Source organism: Paucilactobacillus suebicus DSM 5007 = KCTC 3549 (assembly GCF_001434475.1).
Taxonomy (GTDB): domain Bacteria; phylum Bacillota; class Bacilli; order Lactobacillales; family Lactobacillaceae; genus Paucilactobacillus; species Paucilactobacillus suebicus.
On the sequence record NZ_AZGF01000001.1, the window covers coordinates 176,087 to 195,973 of the forward strand.

General features: G+C 39.6%; 18 protein-coding genes. 2 read left to right on the forward strand and 16 right to left on the reverse strand.

Going from position 1 to position 19,887, the window contains the following annotated elements; genetic code table 11:
- Positions 1-2: 2 nt before the first annotated feature.
- The 9 genes from lgt to FD16_RS00890 form a co-directional block, all read right to left on the reverse strand.
- Entirely contained in the window at positions 3-848 is an 846-nt protein-coding gene (gene lgt, locus FD16_RS00850) for a prolipoprotein diacylglyceryl transferase (protein WP_010622920.1), read from the reverse strand.
- Positions 849-854: 6 nt separating this feature from the next.
- Positions 855-1,790 (reverse strand): HPr(Ser) kinase/phosphatase, encoded by a 936-nt coding sequence (gene hprK, locus FD16_RS00855; protein WP_010622921.1) that lies wholly within the window; start codon positions 1,788-1,790, stop codon positions 855-857.
- 29 nt (positions 1,791-1,819) lie between these two features.
- Positions 1,820-2,182: a phage holin family protein gene (locus FD16_RS00860; RefSeq protein WP_010622922.1), complete on the reverse strand. Its 363-nt coding sequence runs from the start codon at positions 2,180-2,182 to the stop codon at positions 1,820-1,822.
- Positions 2,182-2,529: a PspC domain-containing protein gene (locus FD16_RS00865; RefSeq protein WP_010622923.1), complete on the reverse strand. Its 348-nt coding sequence runs from the start codon at positions 2,527-2,529 to the stop codon at positions 2,182-2,184. Before FD16_RS00865 ends, FD16_RS00860 begins: the two co-directional genes overlap by 1 nt.
- A 400-nt stretch (positions 2,530-2,929) precedes the next feature.
- Positions 2,930-4,046 (reverse strand): peptide chain release factor 2 gene (gene prfB, locus FD16_RS00870; RefSeq protein WP_155804404.1). Its coding sequence is split into 2 segments (ribosomal slippage): positions 2,930-3,985 and positions 3,987-4,046, totalling 1,116 coding nucleotides; the frame shifts between segments, so codons are not numbered across the junction.
- Positions 4,047-4,119: 73 nt separating this feature from the next.
- The gene (secA, locus tag FD16_RS00875; protein WP_010622925.1) at positions 4,120-6,486 is read right to left on the reverse strand and encodes a preprotein translocase subunit SecA; all 2,367 of its coding nucleotides are present in this window, start codon (positions 6,484-6,486) and stop codon (positions 4,120-4,122) included.
- A gap of 265 nt (positions 6,487-6,751) precedes the next feature.
- Positions 6,752-7,306: a ribosome hibernation-promoting factor, HPF/YfiA family gene (gene hpf, locus FD16_RS00880; RefSeq protein WP_010622926.1), complete on the reverse strand. Its 555-nt coding sequence runs from the start codon at positions 7,304-7,306 to the stop codon at positions 6,752-6,754.
- 134 nt (positions 7,307-7,440) lie between these two features.
- The gene (locus tag FD16_RS00885; RefSeq protein WP_155804406.1) at positions 7,441-8,064 is read right to left on the reverse strand and encodes a ComF family protein; all 624 of its coding nucleotides are present in this window, start codon (positions 8,062-8,064) and stop codon (positions 7,441-7,443) included.
- A 62-nt stretch (positions 8,065-8,126) separates the two neighbouring features.
- The gene (locus FD16_RS00890; protein ID WP_010622928.1) at positions 8,127-9,446 is read right to left on the reverse strand and encodes an ATP-dependent helicase ComFA; all 1,320 of its coding nucleotides are present in this window, start codon (positions 9,444-9,446) and stop codon (positions 8,127-8,129) included.
- A gap of 67 nt (positions 9,447-9,513) precedes the next feature.
- Between FD16_RS00890 and FD16_RS00895 the strand changes: the two genes are divergently transcribed.
- Positions 9,514-10,170: a YigZ family protein gene (locus FD16_RS00895; RefSeq protein ID WP_010622929.1), complete on the forward strand. Its 657-nt coding sequence runs from the start codon at positions 9,514-9,516 to the stop codon at positions 10,168-10,170.
- A gap of 28 nt (positions 10,171-10,198) precedes the next feature.
- Here FD16_RS00895 and FD16_RS00900 read toward each other — a convergent pair whose 3' ends face one another.
- The 4 genes from FD16_RS00900 to FD16_RS00915 form a co-directional block, all read right to left on the reverse strand.
- Complete coding sequence (locus FD16_RS00900; protein WP_010622930.1) at positions 10,199-12,037, reverse strand: APC family permease; 1,839 nt, start codon at positions 12,035-12,037, stop codon at positions 10,199-10,201.
- A 180-nt stretch (positions 12,038-12,217) separates the two neighbouring features.
- Positions 12,218-13,852, reverse strand: coding sequence for a chaperonin GroEL (gene groL / locus FD16_RS00905; RefSeq protein WP_010622931.1), 1,635 nt, complete (start codon positions 13,850-13,852; stop codon positions 12,218-12,220).
- Positions 13,853-13,897: 45 nt separating this feature from the next.
- Positions 13,898-14,182: a co-chaperone GroES gene (gene groES / locus FD16_RS00910; RefSeq protein WP_010622932.1), complete on the reverse strand. Its 285-nt coding sequence runs from the start codon at positions 14,180-14,182 to the stop codon at positions 13,898-13,900.
- A gap of 233 nt (positions 14,183-14,415) precedes the next feature.
- Entirely contained in the window at positions 14,416-15,072 is a 657-nt protein-coding gene (locus FD16_RS00915; protein WP_010622933.1) for a redox-sensing transcriptional repressor Rex, read from the reverse strand.
- Between the two features lie 172 nt (positions 15,073-15,244).
- On the opposite strand from FD16_RS00915, the gene FD16_RS00920 reads away from it, so the two are divergent.
- On the forward strand, positions 15,245-17,185 hold the full coding sequence (locus tag FD16_RS00920; protein ID WP_010622934.1) for an ABC-F family ATP-binding cassette domain-containing protein: 1,941 nt from the start codon (positions 15,245-15,247) through the stop codon (positions 17,183-17,185).
- A gap of 173 nt (positions 17,186-17,358) precedes the next feature.
- Here FD16_RS00920 and tsaD read toward each other — a convergent pair whose 3' ends face one another.
- From tsaD to tsaB, 3 genes are read right to left on the reverse strand one after another with little or no spacing between them, the layout of a single operon-like run.
- Positions 17,359-18,372 carry a tRNA (adenosine(37)-N6)-threonylcarbamoyltransferase complex transferase subunit TsaD gene (tsaD, locus tag FD16_RS00925; RefSeq protein WP_010622935.1) on the reverse strand — a complete coding sequence of 338 codons (1,014 nt, stop codon included), beginning with the start codon at positions 18,370-18,372 and terminating at the stop codon, positions 17,359-17,361.
- A 1-nt stretch (position 18,373) separates the two neighbouring features.
- Positions 18,374-18,958 carry a ribosomal protein S18-alanine N-acetyltransferase gene (rimI, locus tag FD16_RS00930; protein WP_056938513.1) on the reverse strand — a complete coding sequence of 195 codons (585 nt, stop codon included), beginning with the start codon at positions 18,956-18,958 and terminating at the stop codon, positions 18,374-18,376.
- Positions 18,942-19,676 (reverse strand): tRNA (adenosine(37)-N6)-threonylcarbamoyltransferase complex dimerization subunit type 1 TsaB, encoded by a 735-nt coding sequence (gene tsaB, locus FD16_RS00935; protein WP_010622937.1) that lies wholly within the window; start codon positions 19,674-19,676, stop codon positions 18,942-18,944. The genes rimI and tsaB overlap by 17 nt, the downstream gene beginning before the upstream one ends.
- Between the last annotated feature and the right edge of the window lie 211 nt (positions 19,677-19,887).

The window sequence follows — 19,887 nt, forward strand, 5'->3', positions numbered from 1 at the left end:
TTTTATTTTGTTTGAGCAATCTGTTCATCACTACCGTCCATATACCATGGTGATTTTTTCTGATGACGTCTGACAATGATCAATGTAATTGCTGTGACAAACAAAATCAATGACAGCCATTGAGACACGCGTAGAGATCCTAACATCAAACTATCAGTACGCATTCCCTCAATGACAAACCTGCCAGCTGAATACCAAATAACATAGGACAAGAACACTTCTCCGCGCTTAAACAAATGTAATCGATGCCGTAGACTGAATAAAACAATAAAACCTAGCAAATCCCACACCGATTCATATAGATAAGTCGGTACACGGTAGTGCCCACCAATGTACATTTGATTGATAATAAACTCTGGTAAATGCAATTTAAGTAGGAAAGCTTTACTTGTAATCACACCAAAAGCTTCCTGATTCATAAAGTTGCCCCAGCGCCCCATGGCCTGAGCCAAAATCACAGTTGGCGAAACCACATCAAGCATTAACCAAATAGATAGGTGATTGTATTTACAAAAAAAGTACATTACGGCAAAAGCGCCAATCAACGAACCATAAATGGCAATCCCACCATCCCAGACAGCAATAATTTGGTCTGTGTGTTGTGAATAATAGCCCCATTCAAAAATCACATAGTACGCGCGCGCGCAAATAATTGCTGCCGGCAGCGCCCATAGAATATAGTCATAAAAATGATCATCTTTAATTCCTCGACGACGACCCTCTCTAACCGATAATGTTAGTGCTATTAACACCGCACAAGCAATAATTGCGCCGTACCAGTGAATTTCAAATGGGCCAAACCGCAAAGCAATTGGATTAAGTGCTGCAACAACAGTATTTAAATGCATAAATCTTTAGTCCTTCTTTGAGTTTTCTTGAATTAAATTATTTAGGTTGTTATCAAATGTTTCTGTTGCATCATAGCCCATCGTTTGTGCGCGATAGTTCATTGCGGCTGATTCAATGATGATAGCCAAATTACGTCCAGTTTTAACTGGAATAGAAACTTTTGGCACAACAACATCTAATATTGTTTGGGTGTCACCACGATCTCCAAGTCGATCGAATTGAACGTCGGGTGCCCATGTCTCAAGGTGGACAATCAAGTCCACATCATCTTCTTGCATTACTGCCCCGGCGCCATAAAGCGTCATGACATCAATAATACCTATTCCACGAATTTCCATTAGATGTTGTAAAATTGCAGGAGCCGAGCCAACAAGCGTCTGTTCATCTTGTGCGTAAACCTCAACACGATCATCAGCGACTAGACGATGTCCACGTCGAACAAGTTCCAATGCTGTTTCACTTTTACCAACACCAGAATCACCGGTAATCAATACTCCAACGCCATTGATATCAACTAAAACTCCGTGGACTGATTGACGTTGTGCAAGCTTACCACTTAAATAAAACGTCATATTACTTAGAATTCGTGATGATGTCAGCTTCGTCCCCAAAATTGGAATTTTGTTTTCATCAGCTGCTTGCTTTAACTCATCAGGAACGGGCAAATTGGTGGAAACAACAAAAGTAGGTGTTTCGGGCGCACACATTTTGCGCATAACCATCAACAACTCATCATGGGTCATATTTTTTGCAAAAGAGGTCTCAGTAATCCCCAAAAGCTGGATTCGTGGAGCTGGATAGTACTTAAAATAACCCGTTAATTCAAGACCGGGACGTGAAATATCACTCGTTGTCACCGGCCGGTCCAAGTAATCTTCCCCTTGTAAAACGTTTAAACGAACGTTTTTTACTAAATCTGCTACAGTAACCTCATTTGCCAAAATAATCTCCTCCTTGCTAAAAAATCCTCTTAATTTCGACGACTAATAAAGTGACTTGAAATAATTGCGTTGCATACAGAAATGATAATCGCAACTAAAATCGACATTCCAAACGAAGAAAAGTGAAAGTTGGCTGAGCCAACAAAATACGAAGTTAACTGGAGCATTAACGCATTTAGTACAATACTGAATAATCCCAAGGTCATAACCGTAATTGGCAACGACAGAACAAACAGGATTGGCTTGATCAGTGCGTTCAATACGGCTAACACCAGGCTGGCAAAGAAAGCAGCAGTGATGCTAGTAACGTAAAACGCCCCGCTATGGGCAAAAAAACCTGCAATGGCGATAAATAAAATCGTATTAACAAAAATCCTCATCCAAAAGCCCATTAACGTTTCTCCTTTTCTTCATCATTTTCATCATGCTCGTCAACATCGTGCAGTACTTTCCTATCACTAGTCTTTTTCTCTTGCTGTTGGCCTTGACTACTGCCACCCATCAGAGAGCTAAAAAAGTCTGCCCAACCGCCACGATTAGGATCAGGTGGCATAATAACTGCCAATAAGATGTAGACTAAAATGCCTGGAAATCCGCGTAACAGTACCGAAATAATGACAAATCCAATTCGAAGATAGTTGGCATTGATACCAAAATATTCGCCAATTCCGCCTAGCACACCAGCAATCATCCTGTTACTAGATGATCGTGTTAGCCGTTTTTTTCGTTTCGATCTCATTCACGCATTCCACCTTATAATTTACTAGGTTTATCTTACTGTTTTCAAGGATTAAAGGCAACTAAAAGCCAGATTTTTACACCCTTTGAAAATTACATTTAACTAAACTTAAACTGTTTGAATTAATGAATTGACTTTATCAAATAATCATTTCATGTTTAGTACCCGCATGATTCATTATTTTTTGCTGAAACGTGGGTGACAAGTCAGACCACTGCCATGTAAGGCCAAAAGACAAATATCCACAGTACTTGGTCGTTCACTTATTTTTTACTGAAACGTGGGTGACAAGTCAGACCCTGCCATGTAGACCAAAAGGACAAATATCCATAGTGCGGATATCTGTCCTTTTGGTCTTACATAACTTGGTCTTTACGACTTGTCACCCACTCTACTTTAGTTAGTCCGGATTTTTCTGACTCAAACGCCATTGTAAATATGCATTGATAAACGGATCTAGATCTCCGTCCATTACCGCATTACCATCATGCGTTTCAAAATTAGTTCTATGATCTTTAACTAGCGTATATGGATGGAATACATACGACCTAATTTGTGAACCCCAGCCAATGTCTAGTTGTTCTCCTTGAATTTCAGCACGCTTCTTAGCTTTCTTTTCTTCTTCAAGTTCATACAATTTTGATTTTAACATGTTCATCGCCGTTTGCCTGTTTTGAAGCTGCGAACGCTGTGCCTGCGAAGACACCACAATTCCAGTTGGAATATGTGTGATACGCACAGCAGATGAGGTTTTATTAATATGCTGCCCACCAGCACCACTTGACCTAAACACATCAACTCTCAAATCATCGTCGCTGATATCCACGTTAGTTGAGTCATCCAATTCTGGCATCACATCTACCGAAGCAAACGATGTATGTCTTCGTCCGGCAGAATCAAATGGTGAAATTCTCACTAATCGATGAACGCCCTTTTCAGATCGCAGATAACCATACGCATTATGCCCCTTAATCAATAACGTAACACTTTTAATACCAGCCTCTTCACCGGCTTCATAGTCAGCAGTTTCCACTTCAAAATCATGTTGTCCAGCCCAGCGCGTAAACATTCTAAGCAACATTTCGCCCCAGTCTTGGGACTCTGTTCCACCAGCCCCTGGATGAATTTCTAAAATTGCATTATTTGCATCATAAGGTTCATTTAATAACTGTTCCAAGCGGTACTGCTCAAGCTTTTGTTTAACCGATTGTAGTTGATCATCAAATTCTTGCTGCATGTCTGCATCTGATTCTTCTTGCAGCAAACTCCATGTTACTCGCAAGTCATCTACACCGTCTCGTAAACCAACAAACGTATCTCGTTTTTCTTTTAATTGATTATTTTCTCCAATTAGTTCTTGTGCTTTTTGCCCGTCATTCCAAAACCCAGGTTCAGCCATTTTGGCCTCATTTTCTGCAATTCTTTCATCCAGAGCATCAAGGTCAAAGAGACCTCCCGAAGTTATCAACGCTGTGTTGCATATCTTCTATTGTTTTTTTTACGTCATTTACTTCCATTGCTTCCTCCAAATAATTTAGTCAAAAAAGAAAGCATAGAAAGAATCTCTTCCCCTACGCCTTCCGCAAAATATTAACGCTCAACATTCTGTCTAATTTCTGACTTCATGAATAATCTTGTTGTTTCATACTCAATGTCCGCAATCATTTCTTCAAACATATGGTAACCAGCGGTTTGATATTCAACTAACGGATTCAGCTGTCCATAACCACGGAGACCAACGGACTGTCGGAACTGATCCATTGAGTCAATGTGATCTGTCCAATGAGAATCGACCACTCTAAGCAGAACAACCTTTTCAAACTCAAGCATTTGAGCAGGATCATACAGTTGTTTTTCTTTATCTGCATATACATTCTTAGCAAAACCAAGTAACTTCTCAGTGATTTGCTCAGCAGACAATCCCTTTAAATCGTCAACTTTCAGTTCCCCCGGCTTGATCAAAACTGCTTCAGCAAAATCAACAATTTCATCAAGTTGCCAGTCTGATTGGCTACCAAGCGTGTGGGCATCAATTGCTCGCCTAATTGCCCGTTGAGCCATTGGCACAATAACGCCCTTTAAGGACTTATCTTCAGTAATCACTTGTTGGCGTTCTTTATAAATGATTTCACGCTGTTCACGCATTACATCATCATATTGCAAAACGTTCTTACGAGAATCATAGTTGTTACCTTCAACACGCTTTTGTGCTGATTCAACTTGACGTGACAACAACCTACTCTTAATAACTGCATCCTCATCACGTACATTCATCCGATCAAGGAATGCCTTAATGCGATCGCCACCAAAACGACGCATCAAATCATCTTCAAGAGATAAATAAAATTGTGAAACACCAGGATCTCCTTGACGACCAGAACGTCCACGTAATTGATTATCAATACGACGTGATTCGTGTCGCTCAGTACCTATAACTGCAAGGCCACCTACTTCAACAACACCAGGTCCAAGCTTAATATCAGTTCCACGACCGGCCATGTTGGTAGCGATAGTAACCGCACCCTTTTGGCCAGCATTTTTAACAATGTCAGCTTCACGAGCATGGTTTTTGGCGTTTAAAACAACATGTGGAATATTTTCATGATCAAGTAGTTGTGACAAATACTCAGAGGTTTCAACCGCCACAGTACCAACTAAGATTGGCTGTCCCTTTTCGTGCATTGATTTAATCCGGTTTGTAACCGCAGTAAATTTGCTCTTCAAAGTTGGATAAAGTAAATCAGGTTGATCATCACGAGCGACCGGACGGTTAGTTGGTATAGCAATTGTTTCCATGTTATAAATCTCACGGAATTCCTCTTGCTCCGTCTTAGCAGTACCAGTCATACCTGCCAGTTTTTTATACATTCTGAACAAGTTTTGGTACGTAATATTGGCCATTGTTTTGTTTTCTTCTTGGATTTCAACATGTTCCTTTGCTTCAATCGCTTGATGAAGTCCATCAGAGAAACGCCGACCTTCCATAATCCGTCCAGTAAACGAATCAACGATTAAAACTTCACCATCTTTAGAAACAACGTAATCCTTATCATTCAGCATAATATAGTTTGCGCGCAAAGCCTGATCTAAATGGTGAGTCAACGCTGTATTATCAGTATCATACAGGTTCTTTAAGTTGAAATACTTTTCACCCTTTTTAATTCCTTGATCAGTCAACGACACTGTTTTGGATTCCCAATCAATCTTATAATCGTCTTCTTCTTTCAAAGTTTTGACGAATCGATCAGTTCGTTGATACAGTTGAGACGTGCCAGTTCCTGGGCCAGAAATAATCAATGGTGTTCTGGCTTCATCAATTAAAATTGAATCAACCTCATCAATGATGGCAAAATTCAAGTCACGTTGAACTTGGTCTTCTTTATATACAGCCATATTATCACGCAAATAGTCGAACCCAATTTCACTATTAGTGGAATAAGTAATATCGCATGCATAGGCTTTCCTTTTATCGTCGGGACTGCTCTCTGCCATGTTCACACCAACAGAACAACCGAGCCAGTTATACAACTCACCCATTTCTGTAGCATCACGTTGTGACAAATATTCGTTAACAGTGATGACGTGAGCACCTTTACCACTAATTGCGTTTAAATAAATCGGCATGGTGGCAGTCAAAGTTTTACCTTCACCAGTCTTCATTTCTGCAATGTTACCTTCATGAAGGACAATGCCACCCATAATTTGAACATGAAATGGATACAAACCAAGCACACGCTTGGCTCCTTCACGAGAGACAGCAAAAGCTTCTGGTAATAGGTCATCCAGTGTTTCACCATCTTGATAACGTTGTCTGAACTCATCCGTCTTCGCTTTTAATTCTTCATCTTTCATTTTGCCCATCTGGTCAGCATATGCTTCAACCTTGTTGGCAATTTTGTTGATCCGTCTTAATTCACGGCGGTCACTTTCAATCCATTTTTTTAGTACGTTTGCCATTGAAAAATCCCTTCTACAATTGACTCTTAGGCAACTGTCATATGTGACAGCGCAATCGTTTCATTATATCGTTTATGACATCTTTTAAGTATCAAATTGTATTCTATCATTATTTTAAGTCAATGAAAACTAACTAGAACATAAAATATTCTTTGTTTTAGCGGTGTAAGCGCCTTTTTTTCAATAAGTTTTCATTTATATAACAAAAGAATCTGAAGTGCCCTATGCACTCCAGATTCTTTACGAATACTACTGGTTAAACCTACTAGTTTTCACTAGCTTCAATTAAGCCATACCGTCCATCGTTACGACGGTATACAATACTTGTTCCATTAGTCTCGGCATCTTCAAATACGAAAAAGTCATGTCCAAGCATGTCCATTTGTAAAATTGCTTCTTCGTTGTCCATCGGTTTAAGCGAAACTTGCTTTGTCCGAACAATCTTTAATTCTTCGTCCTTGTTAGTCTCTTCAGAACGATCATTTGGGGTGAACTCAAGGTTCTTATATCCCTTCTCACGAGACTTACGGTTGATCTTCGTCTTATACTTCCGAATCTGGCGTTCCAGCTTGTCGGTCACTAGATCAGCACTGCTGTACATGTCTGACGAGGTCTCTTCAGCGCGTAAAGTCAAGTATGGCAATGGAATCGTTACTTCAACCTTAGCGTCCTTATTGGAATAAACCTTCAAATTGATATGTGCGGTTGCTTCGACACTATTCTCGAAGTACTTCTCCAGCTTACTAATCCTCTTAGTTACATATTCACGAATTGAGTCTGTAACCTCGATGTTTTCACCACGAATGTTGAACTTAAGCATAGAACATCTCTCCCTTCAGTACAAGTATCCACTTGTCTGATAAAATAAGGACCACTAACTTGCTTATCCTTATGTATATTATAGATTAGTTTGTGCCCATAAACAATAATTAAGCAAGCGATTTCATAATTATTTTATCGTGCCAACGTTACACTACTGATACTCATTGGGCTCAATGTTAAAAGCAAATTTGCCGCATAATATATCGTTCTACCAGTTGTGTACACATCATCAACTATTAAAGCCCTTTGATGACTAATTTTCTTAGTTATTTCTACATCCCCTGACAGTTTAAACGGCTGTTTGGAACTCATTCTTTCTGCTCTATTCTTTTTGGATTGTCGTGTTTCTTTGCTACCATTTATAGTTTCAAGTGCCTCAATTAATCGTAAATTGCTTGTAATGCCAGTAACCTGGTTAAATCCTCTGGTTTGCCACGTTGACTTATTAATTGGAATTGGCACAATCACGTCTGGTTGTTGTTTTGATATTAGTTTCTCAAACTCTGTCGTAAAAACGCTACGTAAACGATAATCCCCAGTAAATTTATACTGTTTCATGTACTCATGCATGGCATCATTATATTCAAAAGCACTACGATTATTGATCACAAATCCAACTTGATGTTCCCACTTCTGACAATCTTCACACAAATCAATACTTTTTTGACTCCTACCACAACCGTCGCATCTAATTCCACCTAGGCGTTCAAATTCTTGATCACATTGATGACAAATTGATCTTTTTTTTATTTTCATTGGCAATACTAATTCTCTTAAATTAAAATCAATTTCAATTTGTGTTCCACACAATAAGCAATTCAATGCTGTAGCTTTCTCCCCTTTCGATTCACAAATCTAATTTGCGCACAAGCATCACTAACGTTGTTGGCAAATGAACTAATCCAATAAATTACATCCCCAGTTGGCCGAGACACAGATCGACCTGCTCTGCCAGCGATTTGGACCAATGCTGCTGTTGAAAATACTGCATCGTCAGCGCCGATAACAAATACATCTATCTCAGGAAACGTAACTCCTCGCTCCAATATTGAAGTTGTTACAAGAAAGTCGATTTCGTGATCACGCATTTTTTGTACCTTTTCGAGACGTTTTTCATCCACTGCGTGAACTGTTGTGACATTGATCTTTAATTGGCGCTCCAGTCCTTCTTTCACAGATGATAAATCAGCAACGTGTGGCACAAATAGTAGAAATCTACGTTTATTTTTCAATCGTTGCTTTAATGTTTGAATTAATGATCCTGGTAATTTTTTATTGCCAAGTTGACGACGCCAAGACGGTACCAATTTAAGTTTAATTTCTGGCAACAGGTGTCCATGATACCTTAAAGGGAGATAACTGATAGATAGCTCTTTTTTTCTCACCATTGCCATCAAATTTTCTCCAGGTGTTGCTGTTAAATATAAACAGCCTCCTTGTGGTTTGACAGCTTGACTGGCAGCAAAATAAAGCTGAGGATTTGAGGCATATGGAAATGCGTCAACTTCATCAATGATTAAATTGTCAAAAGCATGGTAGAATCTAAGCAGTTGGTGAGTTGTGCATATTGTCAATTGACGGTACTCGTATGATTCAGTCTGACGACCGTGAAGCAGGCAAATTTTTTGTTCAGCAAATGCTTGTTGCAACCTTGGGTACAGTTCCAAACATACATCAACCCGAGGAGAGGCTAATGCTATTCGTTCACCTCGCGCAATCGAATTGGCAATCGCCGTAAAAAGCATCTCTGTCTTTCCAGCACCAGTTACTGCCCACAGAAGGTGTCTTTTCTTATCACGCATGCATTCGTCAACTTTTTGTGCACAATTCAACTGTAGCGCTGAAAGCTGACCGTCCCACGTTAACGGATGTGTGTCCGCATTAAAGTCATTTGGTTCAGGAACATGATACAGATTTGTTAACGTTGACACTCTTCCTAACTCCATACAATTAGGACAAAAAAACTGATTATTAGGTAGTGATGCTATATTCTTAGCTGTCATTGAATTGCATCGATGACAACGAATCATCCTATCACCTATTGTCACAGATGGACTGATTTCAATGCGATCATCAACCACAAAACCGATTGGTAATTCTCCCTTCGTCAGACGGCGCCCGTAAAGTAAATTATCCATCCAACACACCCCTTCCATCTAAAACGTACGCTTTCAAAAAATAATTACATGTTTAAAAGGAGCTCTCATGTCAAATTCATATTTAACCATTGCTGACAATCACACCTATGAACAAATCATAAAAAAATCAAAATTTATCTGCTCCTTAGCAAGAATTCATTCTGAGGAGGATGCTAAATCATTTATTGAGAAAGTTGCTAGCAATAACCCTAAGGCTAATCACAACTGTTTTGCATATATGTTAGGTGATCATGATGAAATCCAACGGGAAAGTGACAATGGTGAACCAAGCGGTACAGCCGGCGTACCAATTCTGCAGGCATTACAACACATTGGCATTCACGATGTCGTTGCCGTTGTGACAAGATACTTTGGTGGCATCAAACTTGGAGCAGGTGGTTTAATCAGGGCATACAGTGGTTCAACATCAAATGCAATTCATGAAATTGGCTTAATTGAACGTGTATTGCAAGATACCCTTCAAGTTGAAGTTTCCTATTCACTTCATGATCAACTGCTTTACTTTTTGCAACAACAAAATATTTCAGTTGGCGATCAACAATACGGTGTTAACGTTAATATCACCATTTTTGTTAATCATGAAAAGTTGTCAGAAGTTATCAACGATTTAACTAATCAGTTTCATGATCAGTTAAATATTAAAGTTAAGACACCACGGTATAACGAAATCGCCTACGACATAAAAAAAGCTGAGGAACGTTAAGTTCCCCAGTTTTTTTCTGGATCATAAACTATTCTTTTAAATGATAATTGTACGTTGAAACAATAATGTTCTCTCGTGAATTAAGCAAAGTCCTTAATCTCAGACTAGTCTGGTTATGAAGCGCCATCTGCCAAGGATGCTTTGGCACGAATTGTGGAACCAACACAGTAGTCGAGTAGTTTCTAGCAGTTGCCCGCTTAGCAATCACATCAACAAACCGTAATGTCGGTGTCGCAATCGAACGATACGATGAATGAATATCAACAAACCGAACATCCGGAAATTCAGCCTTAAATTCATTAGCAGTTTTATGTTCCTTACCAGGATTTTCGTCAAAAGAAACATGCATTGCAATGACGTAATCACCGATTGAACGCGCATAGTTGATGGCACCGGAAGTAACCCGAGTGACATTGCTAACCAATACGATAACTGTTGAGCCTTCAAAATCCTTAATCTGAACCTTAGTTTTGCCCGCAACCCGTAGCTGCTTTGCCACTTTAATATAATGCTCATGGATTTTGTGGAACATGTACAAAAGAAGCGGCATGATGATTAGGTATGGCCATACGTTATCAATATGTTGCCAGAATAGGAACACAACCAAGCTAAGTGATATCAAAGCCCCTACTAAGTTAATAAACGATTTGCCCAGCCAGACGCCGTCTCTTGTCCTAAACCAGTGAATAATCATCCCTGATTGAGATAAAGTAAACGGTACGAAAACACCCACGGCATACAAAGGAATCAACAATGTTGTCTGACCATGAAAAATGCAGATTAATACAACGGCACCTAATGCTAATACAACAATGCCGTTTGAATATCCCAACCGATCCCCACGATCCATAAATGCGTGAGGCATAAACTTATCTTTTGCCAAGTTAAATGCCAAAATTGGAAAAGCTGAAAATCCAGTATTGGCAGCAACCGCCAAAATCATGGCAGTTGAGAGCTGTAATAGATAATACCCGACACCATGACCACCAAAAATTGTTGACCCAATTTGTGATAGTACTGTGACATGTCCATTAGGAACAATTCCTAAGTAAAAACTAAGAAAAGTAACGCCTGCAAAGAAGCTGGCTAAAATCAAACACATAATAACCAGTGTATTAGCTGCATTTTTTGAACGCGGCTTATTAAAATTTGGTACAGAGTTACTGATTGCTTCCACACCAGTCAATGATGATGACCCAGCTGAAAACGCCCTAATAAACAGTACAACAGTCATGCCTGGTACTGCAGTACCAATGCCTGCTGGAGCATGGTAAGCAATGTGTCCAGTCAATATATTAATGAAACCCCAAACAATCATGATCGCCATCATACCAACGAAGAAGTAAACTGGAATCGTCAATAAATTGGCGCTTTCACTCATTCCACGTAGGTTCATAGCCATGATTAGGAAAACGATCACTACCGAAATTAAAATAGAATACTTGTATAACGTCGGAATTGCCGAAGTAATTGCTTCGGTAGCTGACGTCGTCGATACAGCGACGGTCAGCATATAATCTACCAGTAACGATCCACCAGCGACTAAGCCTCCGTTACGACCCCAGTTAGTACTGGCAACAACGTAGGCACCGCCGCCTGTCGGATATGCGTGAATAATTTGCCGATAAGATAATGTAATTGCGAGTAGCAATATCAAAACAATGCCAGCAATCGGCAATGAGTACCATAAAGCCGCGGCCGACAATGTTACCAAAACGGTTGTAATCTGCTCAGTACCATATGCCACTGACGACAAAGCATCTGATGATAGTAATGCTAACGCCTTAAATTTAGTTAAATGTTGTCCGCCTTCATCTAAAGTCTTTAAAGGCTTCCCGATCAACAAGCGTTTTAGATAACGCCACATAGTAATTCTCCCCTCAATAAAAACGAATCATCAGCTATTGTACTACATTCAAATTTTGAATACTACCACAGATTTATATATCTTTGTCACACAAAAATCAATTAATTAGTTCACACCATCTATTGAGGACAAAAAAAGGTTCAGGATTAATCCTGAACCTTTTAAAGTTGTCTCATTGAATTACATCATGCCGCCCATTCCGGCACCACCTGCTGGAGCAGCAGGTGCGGCTGGATGTTCTTCAGGCTTATCAGCAACAACTGCTTCAGTAGTCAATAACAATGCTGAAACTGATGCAGCATTTTGTAATGCTGAACGAGTAACCTTGGTTGGGTCAACAATGCCGGCCTTAACCATGTCTTCGAATTCGTTGGTAGCAGCGTTGTAACCAATACCAGCTTTTTCGTTCTTTAAATGTTCAACAATAACTGATCCTTCAAAACCAGCATTCTCAGCAATTTGACGAACTGGTTCTTCAAGAGCACGCTTCACAATCTTAATACCAGTAGCTTCATCGCCTTGGGCATCAGATTCAAGTGCGGCAACATCTGCAATGACGTTAACAAGCGCTGTACCACCACCAGATACAAATCCTTCTTCAACGGCAGCACGAGTGGCATTCAAAGCATCTTCAATACGATACTTCTTTTCTTTTAATTCAGTTTCAGTTGCGGCACCGACACGAACAACTGCAACCCCACCAGCTAACTTAGCTAGACGTTCCTGAAGCTTTTCTTTGTCAAAATCAGAAGTTGTGTCAGCAATTTGCTTCTTCAACAAATCTACACGTTCCTGAATTTGTTCCTTAGCACCAGAACCTTCAACAACTGTGGTGTTTTCCTTTGTAACGGTTACCTTACTTGCTTGACCTAATTGGTCAATAGTTGTGTCCTTCAAGTTCAGGCCAAGATCATCAGTAATTACTGTGCCACCAGTCAAAATGGCAATATCTTCAAGTTGAGCCTTACGACGATCACCAAATCCAGGTGCCTTAACAGCAACCACATTGAATGTTCCACGCATCTTATTCAATACAAGTGTTGGCAAAGCTTCGCCAGTGATATCATCAGCGATAATCAAGAGTGAACGGCTTTGTTCAACAACTGATTGAAGTAATGGCAAAATATCTTGAATGTTGCTGATCTTTTTGTCAGTGATTAAAATGTAAGGATTATCTAAATCAGCTTCCATTTTATCGTTATCAGTAACCATGTATTGTGATAGATAGCCACGATCAAATTGCATACCTTCAACAACATCTAAGGTTGTATCAACACCACGTGATTCTTCAATAGTGATAACACCATCGTTACCAACCTTTTCCATGGCGTTAGCAATCAACTCACCAACTTCTGGGTTAGCAGCTGAAATCGAAGCGATTTGAGCAATGTCATCCTTCGTCTTAACATCATGTGACATCTTGTGGAGGCCGTCAACAGCCGCACGAGTGGCGCTTTCGATCCCACGGCGAATACCAACTGGGTTAGCACCGGCAGTAACGTTCTTCATACCTTCATTGACGATTGATTGTGTCAAAACTGTAGCGGTGGTAGTACCATCACCAGCAATATCGTTAGTCTTTGAAGCTACTTCTGACACAAGCTTTGCACCCATGTTTTCGAAGTGATCCTCAAGATCAATAGCCTTGGCGATTGTCACACCATCATTGGTAATCGTAGGTGAACCATATGATTGTTCCAACACAACATTGCGTCCCTTAGGACCAATAGTTGTCTTAACTGTATCTGCTAATTTATCTACACCCTTAAGCATTTTGCTACGGGCGTCTTCAGAAAACTTTATTTCCTTTGCCATAATTAATTATCACCTCATAGATTTACTGTTAATTGTTTGCTTTAATTAGTCGACAATTGCGACAATATCTTTTTCATGAACGACTAAGAACTTGTCACCTTGATATTCAACTTCTGTACCAGAGTACTTGTCAAACAAAACAAGATCGTCTTTCTTAACTGAAGGAGCAAGCTTCTCACCGTTATCAAGGACTCTGCCTTCACCAACGGCGACTACCTTTGCAGTAGTTGGCTTTTCTTGTGCATTCGATGCCAATACAATGCCGCCGACTGTCTTTTCTTCTTCTTCTTGCGCTTCCAAAACAACGCGATCTCCTAATGGTTTTAACAAATCTATCCCTCCATCAAATTAATTTTTTAGCACTCGAACACCTCAAGTGCTAACAACATGATCTACTATATCATTTTCTCAACCAATTGCAAGAATTAACCTCGTAATGTTAAAAAAAGGTTAGCATTTAAGATTTTAACAACATAGTATCTGTAAATCTGACAATAGAAAACGAGCGTGCAAATACGCTTCCTGCAGTACATCAGGAAACAAATTCTACACGCTCGTTTAGATTATTCTTCGTCCTTTGGTTCTTCAGTTGGACCATAATGATCAATAAAATAAATTAAGGTTTGTAATTCATTAGTCAAATCTACATTTTGTACTCGAACATTGCTTGGTACAGCCAATCGGAGTGGCGTGAAATTCAAAATTCCCCGAATACCAATTTCAACTAGCTGATCTGTAACATTCTGAGCCTTCTCTGAAGGCACTGTCAGAATCACAACGTCAATTTGTTGTTCACGTAGTTGCTTATTCATGTCTTCCATGGCATAAACAGGAACTCCGCTTTGAACTGTGTTAATAATATCTTTATTGACATCGAATGCAGCACTGATTCGCATGTTGCCATTTTGATGAAAGTTAAAATGCAACAATGCGTGTCCAAGATTACCTACACCTACTAAAGCAACATTGGTCAACTTGTCCTGATTCAAAATATCCTTAAAGAAGTTCAGTAGGTCTTTAACGTCATATCCATACCCACGCTTACCTAGCTCACCAAAATAGGAAAAATCCCGCCTTATAGTGGCAGAATCAACTTGGATCGCTTCAGAAAGCTCGGTTGAAGACACACGCTGTTTATTTGAATTCAATAAGATGTTTAAATAGCGATAATAAATTGGCAATCGCTTGGCCGTCGCACGGGGGATCTTACGATCTGTCATGTTATTTTTCCTTCTTCCCAACTACTTTGTGAAACTCACTTTACTACTCATTCTAGCATAAGTCGTGATATTGTGAAACACTCTTCAATGCAAAAACAGGTTCCGCGGCAGAATAGTAGTAACTTGTGCTACAATTCATATAGCACGCATTTCGAAGCAAAGGATAAACTCAATGTTATTATTACAAACAAACAATGTGTCTCGTAGATTCGGTGCCGACACGTTATTTCAAAATGTTAATTTTCAAATTCAAGACCGCGGCCGTGTGGCACTGGTTGGCCGTAACGGGGCAGGAAAAACCACACTCTTAAAAATTATTGCTGGCATCAACCCACCTGATGATGGTGATGTCAGTTCGCGTAAAGATTGCAGCATTGGCTACCTAGCACAAGATCAAGGGCTAATTAGTAGCCAAACCATCTGGCAAGAAATGGACTCCGTATTTGCAAAGTTGCATGAACAGGAAAAACAAATTCATGATTTAGAACAACAAATCAGTACCATTGACCCCAGTGATCCGAATTACGCTGATACTTTAAGCACATATGATGCTATTCAAAACTCCTTCTCGCAAAGCGGAGGTTACACTTTTGAGGCTAAAATCAAAAGTGTGTTACATGGTTTTCACTTTGACGAGGATCGATACGACACTGTAATTAATACCCTTTCTGGCGGCCAGAAAACTCAAGTGGCACTGGCAAGGTTGCTACTACAAGAACCAGACTTATTAATCCTTGATGAACCTACTAACCACCTAGATATGCAGGTTTTATCTTGGTTGGAAGATTATTTAAGAAGTTATGATGGTGCTTTACTGTTGGTCTCACATGATCGTTATTTCTTAGATCGGATAGCTACTGAAGTATACGATTTGGAAAACCATACACTAACCCACTACACGGGTAACTATTCGTCGTTTACGGATCAAAAGGCAGATCGGTTAAAGACTGAATGGAGACAATACGAAAAACAGCAAACTGAAATCAACAAGTTGGAAGACTTTGTCAACCGCAATATTGTGCGAGCATCAACGACCAAACGCGCTCAAGCTCGTAGAAAACAGTTAGAAAAAATGGACCGACTAGATCGTCCTGAAGTTGATGATTCTTCTATTCACTTTACATTTAAGCAAGATCAGCCAAGTGGAAATATTGTTTTGACTGTTAGTGATGCATCGATTGGTTACGAAGATCGTGTTCTTGCAGATCCAGTCAATTTTGAAGTTCGTAAGCATCAACGAATTGCAATTATTGGTCCAAACGGTGTTGGAAAATCGACACTGCTCAAATCAATTTTATCAAAAATAAAATTGTTAACTGGTAATGCCAAATTAGGCGCAAATGTCTCAGTCGGCTACTACGATCAAGAACAGCAATTATTGCATCCCCAAAAGACGGTTCTTCAAGAAGTATGGGATGATTATCCAACTGTTGATGAGAAAGATATCCGTTCACTTTTGGGAAGTTTCTTATTCACAGGGGATGACGTTTTCAAACCCGTTAATGCACTTAGTGGTGGCGAAAAGGCCCGCTTACAATTAACGAAACTATCATTTGATCATGACAACTTTCTAATTTTAGATGAACCGACTAATCATCTTGATATTGATAGCCGTGAAGTACTAGAACAAGCCATTAATGAATTCGATGGTACCGTCTTGTTTGTCTCACACGACCGATATTTTATCAACCAAGTGGCAACTGATATTCTCGCACTGGCAGCTGATGGGACAAAACATTATGTTGGCAACTACGATGATTACCTAGATGAATTAGCTAAACAACAGGTCAATAATCCAACCATCGAAGTTCCAGAAGCACCAAGTACTGAGAAAAAACAGGCTCAGCAGTCTTTCCAACAAAATAAGGAACAACAAAAGCAACTTCGTAAACTTGAAAGAAATGTAGAACAATTTGAAAACCAAATGAGCAAGTTAGAGAAGCAACAGACTTCAATCGAAGCAAAAATGGCTGATCCAGAAATTGCTTCCGATATTGGTCAACTGACTGATTTGCAAAAAGAACTTGATGAAACAAAACAACAGTTAGATGACATCGAGGAACAATGGGCTGAGGCTGCTGAAGAGTTGGAAGATTTTAACGAAAATCACTAAAGGCAAAAGGTTGGGGCAAAAAATCCATATTGTCAGAATAATCATGCAATAAGCAACCGCCTCCGGCCAAATAAAGGCCCTCCGAAACTAAAATCCAAATTTGAGGATTTTTAGTTTCGGAGGGCCTTTATTTTCTGGACGTAAACCGTCTTTATTACCGCTCTCTAATCATACTAAAGTTCTAGTCCCGGTACAGCATTTAAATCCATATCCGCTAAAATATGATGATTGTAAGCTACATATCCAGCTGCGCCAATCATGGCGGCGTTATCACCACACAATTTAAGTGGCGCCTTAATCAGAGTTGTTTGTGGATGTAAAGTTTCAATATCTCTTTCTAATCGATCACGTAATCCAGCATTAGCGGCTACTCCTCCTGCAAGAATCAACTGATCTACTGGATATTGATCAAGTGCTCTCATGACCTTTTCGGCTAAGACATCAACCACACTCTGTTGAAAACTGGACGCTAAATCGTACTTATTAAGCTCGTCATCTCGCTGTTCTGCATTGTGAACGGTGTTGATAAACGCACTCTTTAATCCACTAAAACTAAAATCAAAATTATTTTCTTTTTCCATTGCTCTAGGAAAATGATAGGTGTCATTGCCTTCATGTGCCCAATCATCAATGACTTTACCTGCTGGATAAGTAACACCCAGTACTCGACCAATTTTATCATATGCCTCACCGGCGGCATCGTCCCTAGTTTCACCAAGAATTTGAAAATGATATTCATCCTCAATATAGACAATTTCGGTGTGCCCGCCAGACACCAATAGTGCCATTTGCGGAAAATGAAATTCACTAACAAACCGGGCAGCATAAATATGGCCGGCCATGTGGTTAACTGGAATAAGGGGCAACTGATGTGCCCAGGCAACTGCTTTAGCGGCAGTGACGCCAACCAGCAATGAACCTACAAGACCTGGCCCATAAGTTACAGCCACTGCAGTTAAGTCATCGTAAGTCACGTTTGCTTCCTCAAGTGCTTCATTTAAGCATCGAGTAACTTGTTCTATATGATGCCGACTAGCCACCTCTGGAACTACTCCGCCAAATCGTTTGTGACTATCAATTTGAGTAGCAATAATATTTGATAGAATCTTATGGCCATCTTCAATTACCGCGACACTGGTTTCATCACAGCTTGATTCAAAAGCCAAAATTAAGTTTCGTTTAGCCATATTATTCACCACCATCCTTTAGGTAACTCAACTCAAGCTGCATGTCCAGTGCATCTTCATGATCACCAAAATAATAATTTTTTTTCGTTTTACCAGGAATAAAGCCAATTCTTCGATACAGTCTTTGAGCAGATGTATTACTGACACGCACTTCCAAGCTCATAGTCTTCATATCAACCATTAATGATTTATGAATCATCTTTCTAATTAGATATCGGCCAACTCCTCGATTTTGAAATGAAGGCCTGACTGCAATGTTAGTAATATGGGCATCATTTTTTTGAAAATTAAATGAACAACCAATAAAGCCCAGTAACTGGTCTTTTTGTCGCACAACTAAATAAAGGCGATCCCTACTACGCCTAATTTCTTGTGAAAATGCTGATTCATTCCACGGAGTAGCACCATATACTTGCTGTTCTACTTGCAAGATTTCAGGAATATCAGTAATTTGAGCACGCGCAATGAAATAATTCTCACCGTTAATATTCTCAATTGCATTTTTAAATTGGAGCGTATCGGCAATGACCTGCCGTCTTTGCCGATTTTGACTGGTTTCAAACCACTCTTTAAACTTCTCGAACATAAGATTCTTTTGACTCTCCCGGATGCTTTTTTTGCCAGTTAAATTCTGCTTCAGTGATACACAAATAGTCTGGAATAAATTCATCAAGCTGTTTAACAGGTTCCGCATTCTCTCCAATTAAAGCAAGCTGATAAGCTGAAGGAATACCCAGACTTTGTGGCACGATCTTAACTAACTTCGGTTCGACTTCATCGTGAATAATTTGTTTAAAATCGTCAGTAATTTCGCCAACTAAATATACCTGCACACCACGCTGATTAATTTCTTTCACCAACTCATCTAAACTTGTATGGCGCTGGTCTAGCCAAGTATTAATCTTGCCATCATGTGCCATGTAACCACCTGCAAACACATTATTACGACGAGCATTGAAAATTGTAACGACAGGACGATCAGGCTCTGTTTGTGCAATCGGAGCGGCAACGACCTCAAGGCTTGATACACCAACTAAATCGATATCTAGTGTGTCTGCAAGTGTTTTAGCAGTTGTCACAGCGATTCTCACACCGGTATATGAACCTGGACCCTTAGCCACAACAATTCTGTCGAGGTCTGTTGGCCGCCACCCTGCGATCTTCATTAATTGATCAATAGTCGGCATCACAAAAATGCTGTGGTTTTTCGTCAAATTGAGTGTCGTTTCGCACAGCATTTGTTGGTCTTCAACCAGAGCAATACTTAGCGGATGGTTCGACGTATCAATCGCTAAAATTTTCATTTTTTGTCCCTTCGTCTTCAGTAATCTTTTTATACGTTCTTTTAATTAAGCCAACATTCATAGTAACACAAAGGTGTGAGTGAGCAACTATTTAATCGTTTTATCAGAAAAAATTAAGAGTATGATTTTCTAGATAAGTACTTAATTCATGTTTTACGGAAAATTACTTAATCAAAAAAGTGGGTTCTACAATATTTGGTACTGATAGATT

What these genes read in the sequence shown, in the direction of transcription:
- hpf (WP_010622926.1), bottom strand. Translation starts at nt 7,306, where the DNA reads ATGCTTAAGTTCAACATTCGTGGTGAAAACATCGAGGTTACAGACTCA.
- FD16_RS00865 (WP_010622923.1), bottom strand. Translation starts at nt 2,529, where the DNA reads ATGAGATCGAAACGAAAAAAACGGCTAACACGATCATCTAGTAACAGG.
- groL (WP_010622931.1), bottom strand. Translation starts at nt 13,852, where the DNA reads ATGGCAAAGGAAATAAAGTTTTCTGAAGACGCCCGTAGCAAAATGCTT.
- FD16_RS00885 (WP_155804406.1), bottom strand. Translation starts at nt 8,064, where the DNA reads ATGAAAATAAAAAAAAGATCAATTTGTCATCAATGTGATCAAGAATTT.
- secA (WP_010622925.1), bottom strand. Translation starts at nt 6,486, where the DNA reads ATGGCAAACGTACTAAAAAAATGGATTGAAAGTGACCGCCGTGAATTA.
- FD16_RS00890 (WP_010622928.1), bottom strand. Translation starts at nt 9,446, where the DNA reads ATGGATAATTTACTTTACGGGCGCCGTCTGACGAAGGGAGAATTACCA.
- lgt (WP_010622920.1), bottom strand. Translation starts at nt 848, where the DNA reads ATGCATTTAAATACTGTTGTTGCAGCACTTAATCCAATTGCTTTGCGG.
- FD16_RS00860 (WP_010622922.1), bottom strand. Translation starts at nt 2,182, where the DNA reads ATGGGCTTTTGGATGAGGATTTTTGTTAATACGATTTTATTTATCGCC.
- FD16_RS00900 (WP_010622930.1), bottom strand. Translation starts at nt 12,037, where the DNA reads ATGTGGCGTTATCTAAAACGCTTGTTGATCGGGAAGCCTTTAAAGACT.
- FD16_RS00915 (WP_010622933.1), bottom strand. Translation starts at nt 15,072, where the DNA reads ATGACAGATCGTAAGATCCCCCGTGCGACGGCCAAGCGATTGCCAATT.
- FD16_RS00895 (WP_010622929.1), top strand. Translation starts at nt 9,514, where the DNA reads ATGTCAAATTCATATTTAACCATTGCTGACAATCACACCTATGAACAA.
- FD16_RS00920 (WP_010622934.1), top strand. Translation starts at nt 15,245, where the DNA reads ATGTTATTATTACAAACAAACAATGTGTCTCGTAGATTCGGTGCCGAC.
- tsaB (WP_010622937.1), bottom strand. Translation starts at nt 19,676, where the DNA reads ATGAAAATTTTAGCGATTGATACGTCGAACCATCCGCTAAGTATTGCT.
- rimI (WP_056938513.1), bottom strand. Translation starts at nt 18,958, where the DNA reads ATGTTCGAGAAGTTTAAAGAGTGGTTTGAAACCAGTCAAAATCGGCAA.
- tsaD (WP_010622935.1), bottom strand. Translation starts at nt 18,372, where the DNA reads ATGGCTAAACGAAACTTAATTTTGGCTTTTGAATCAAGCTGTGATGAA.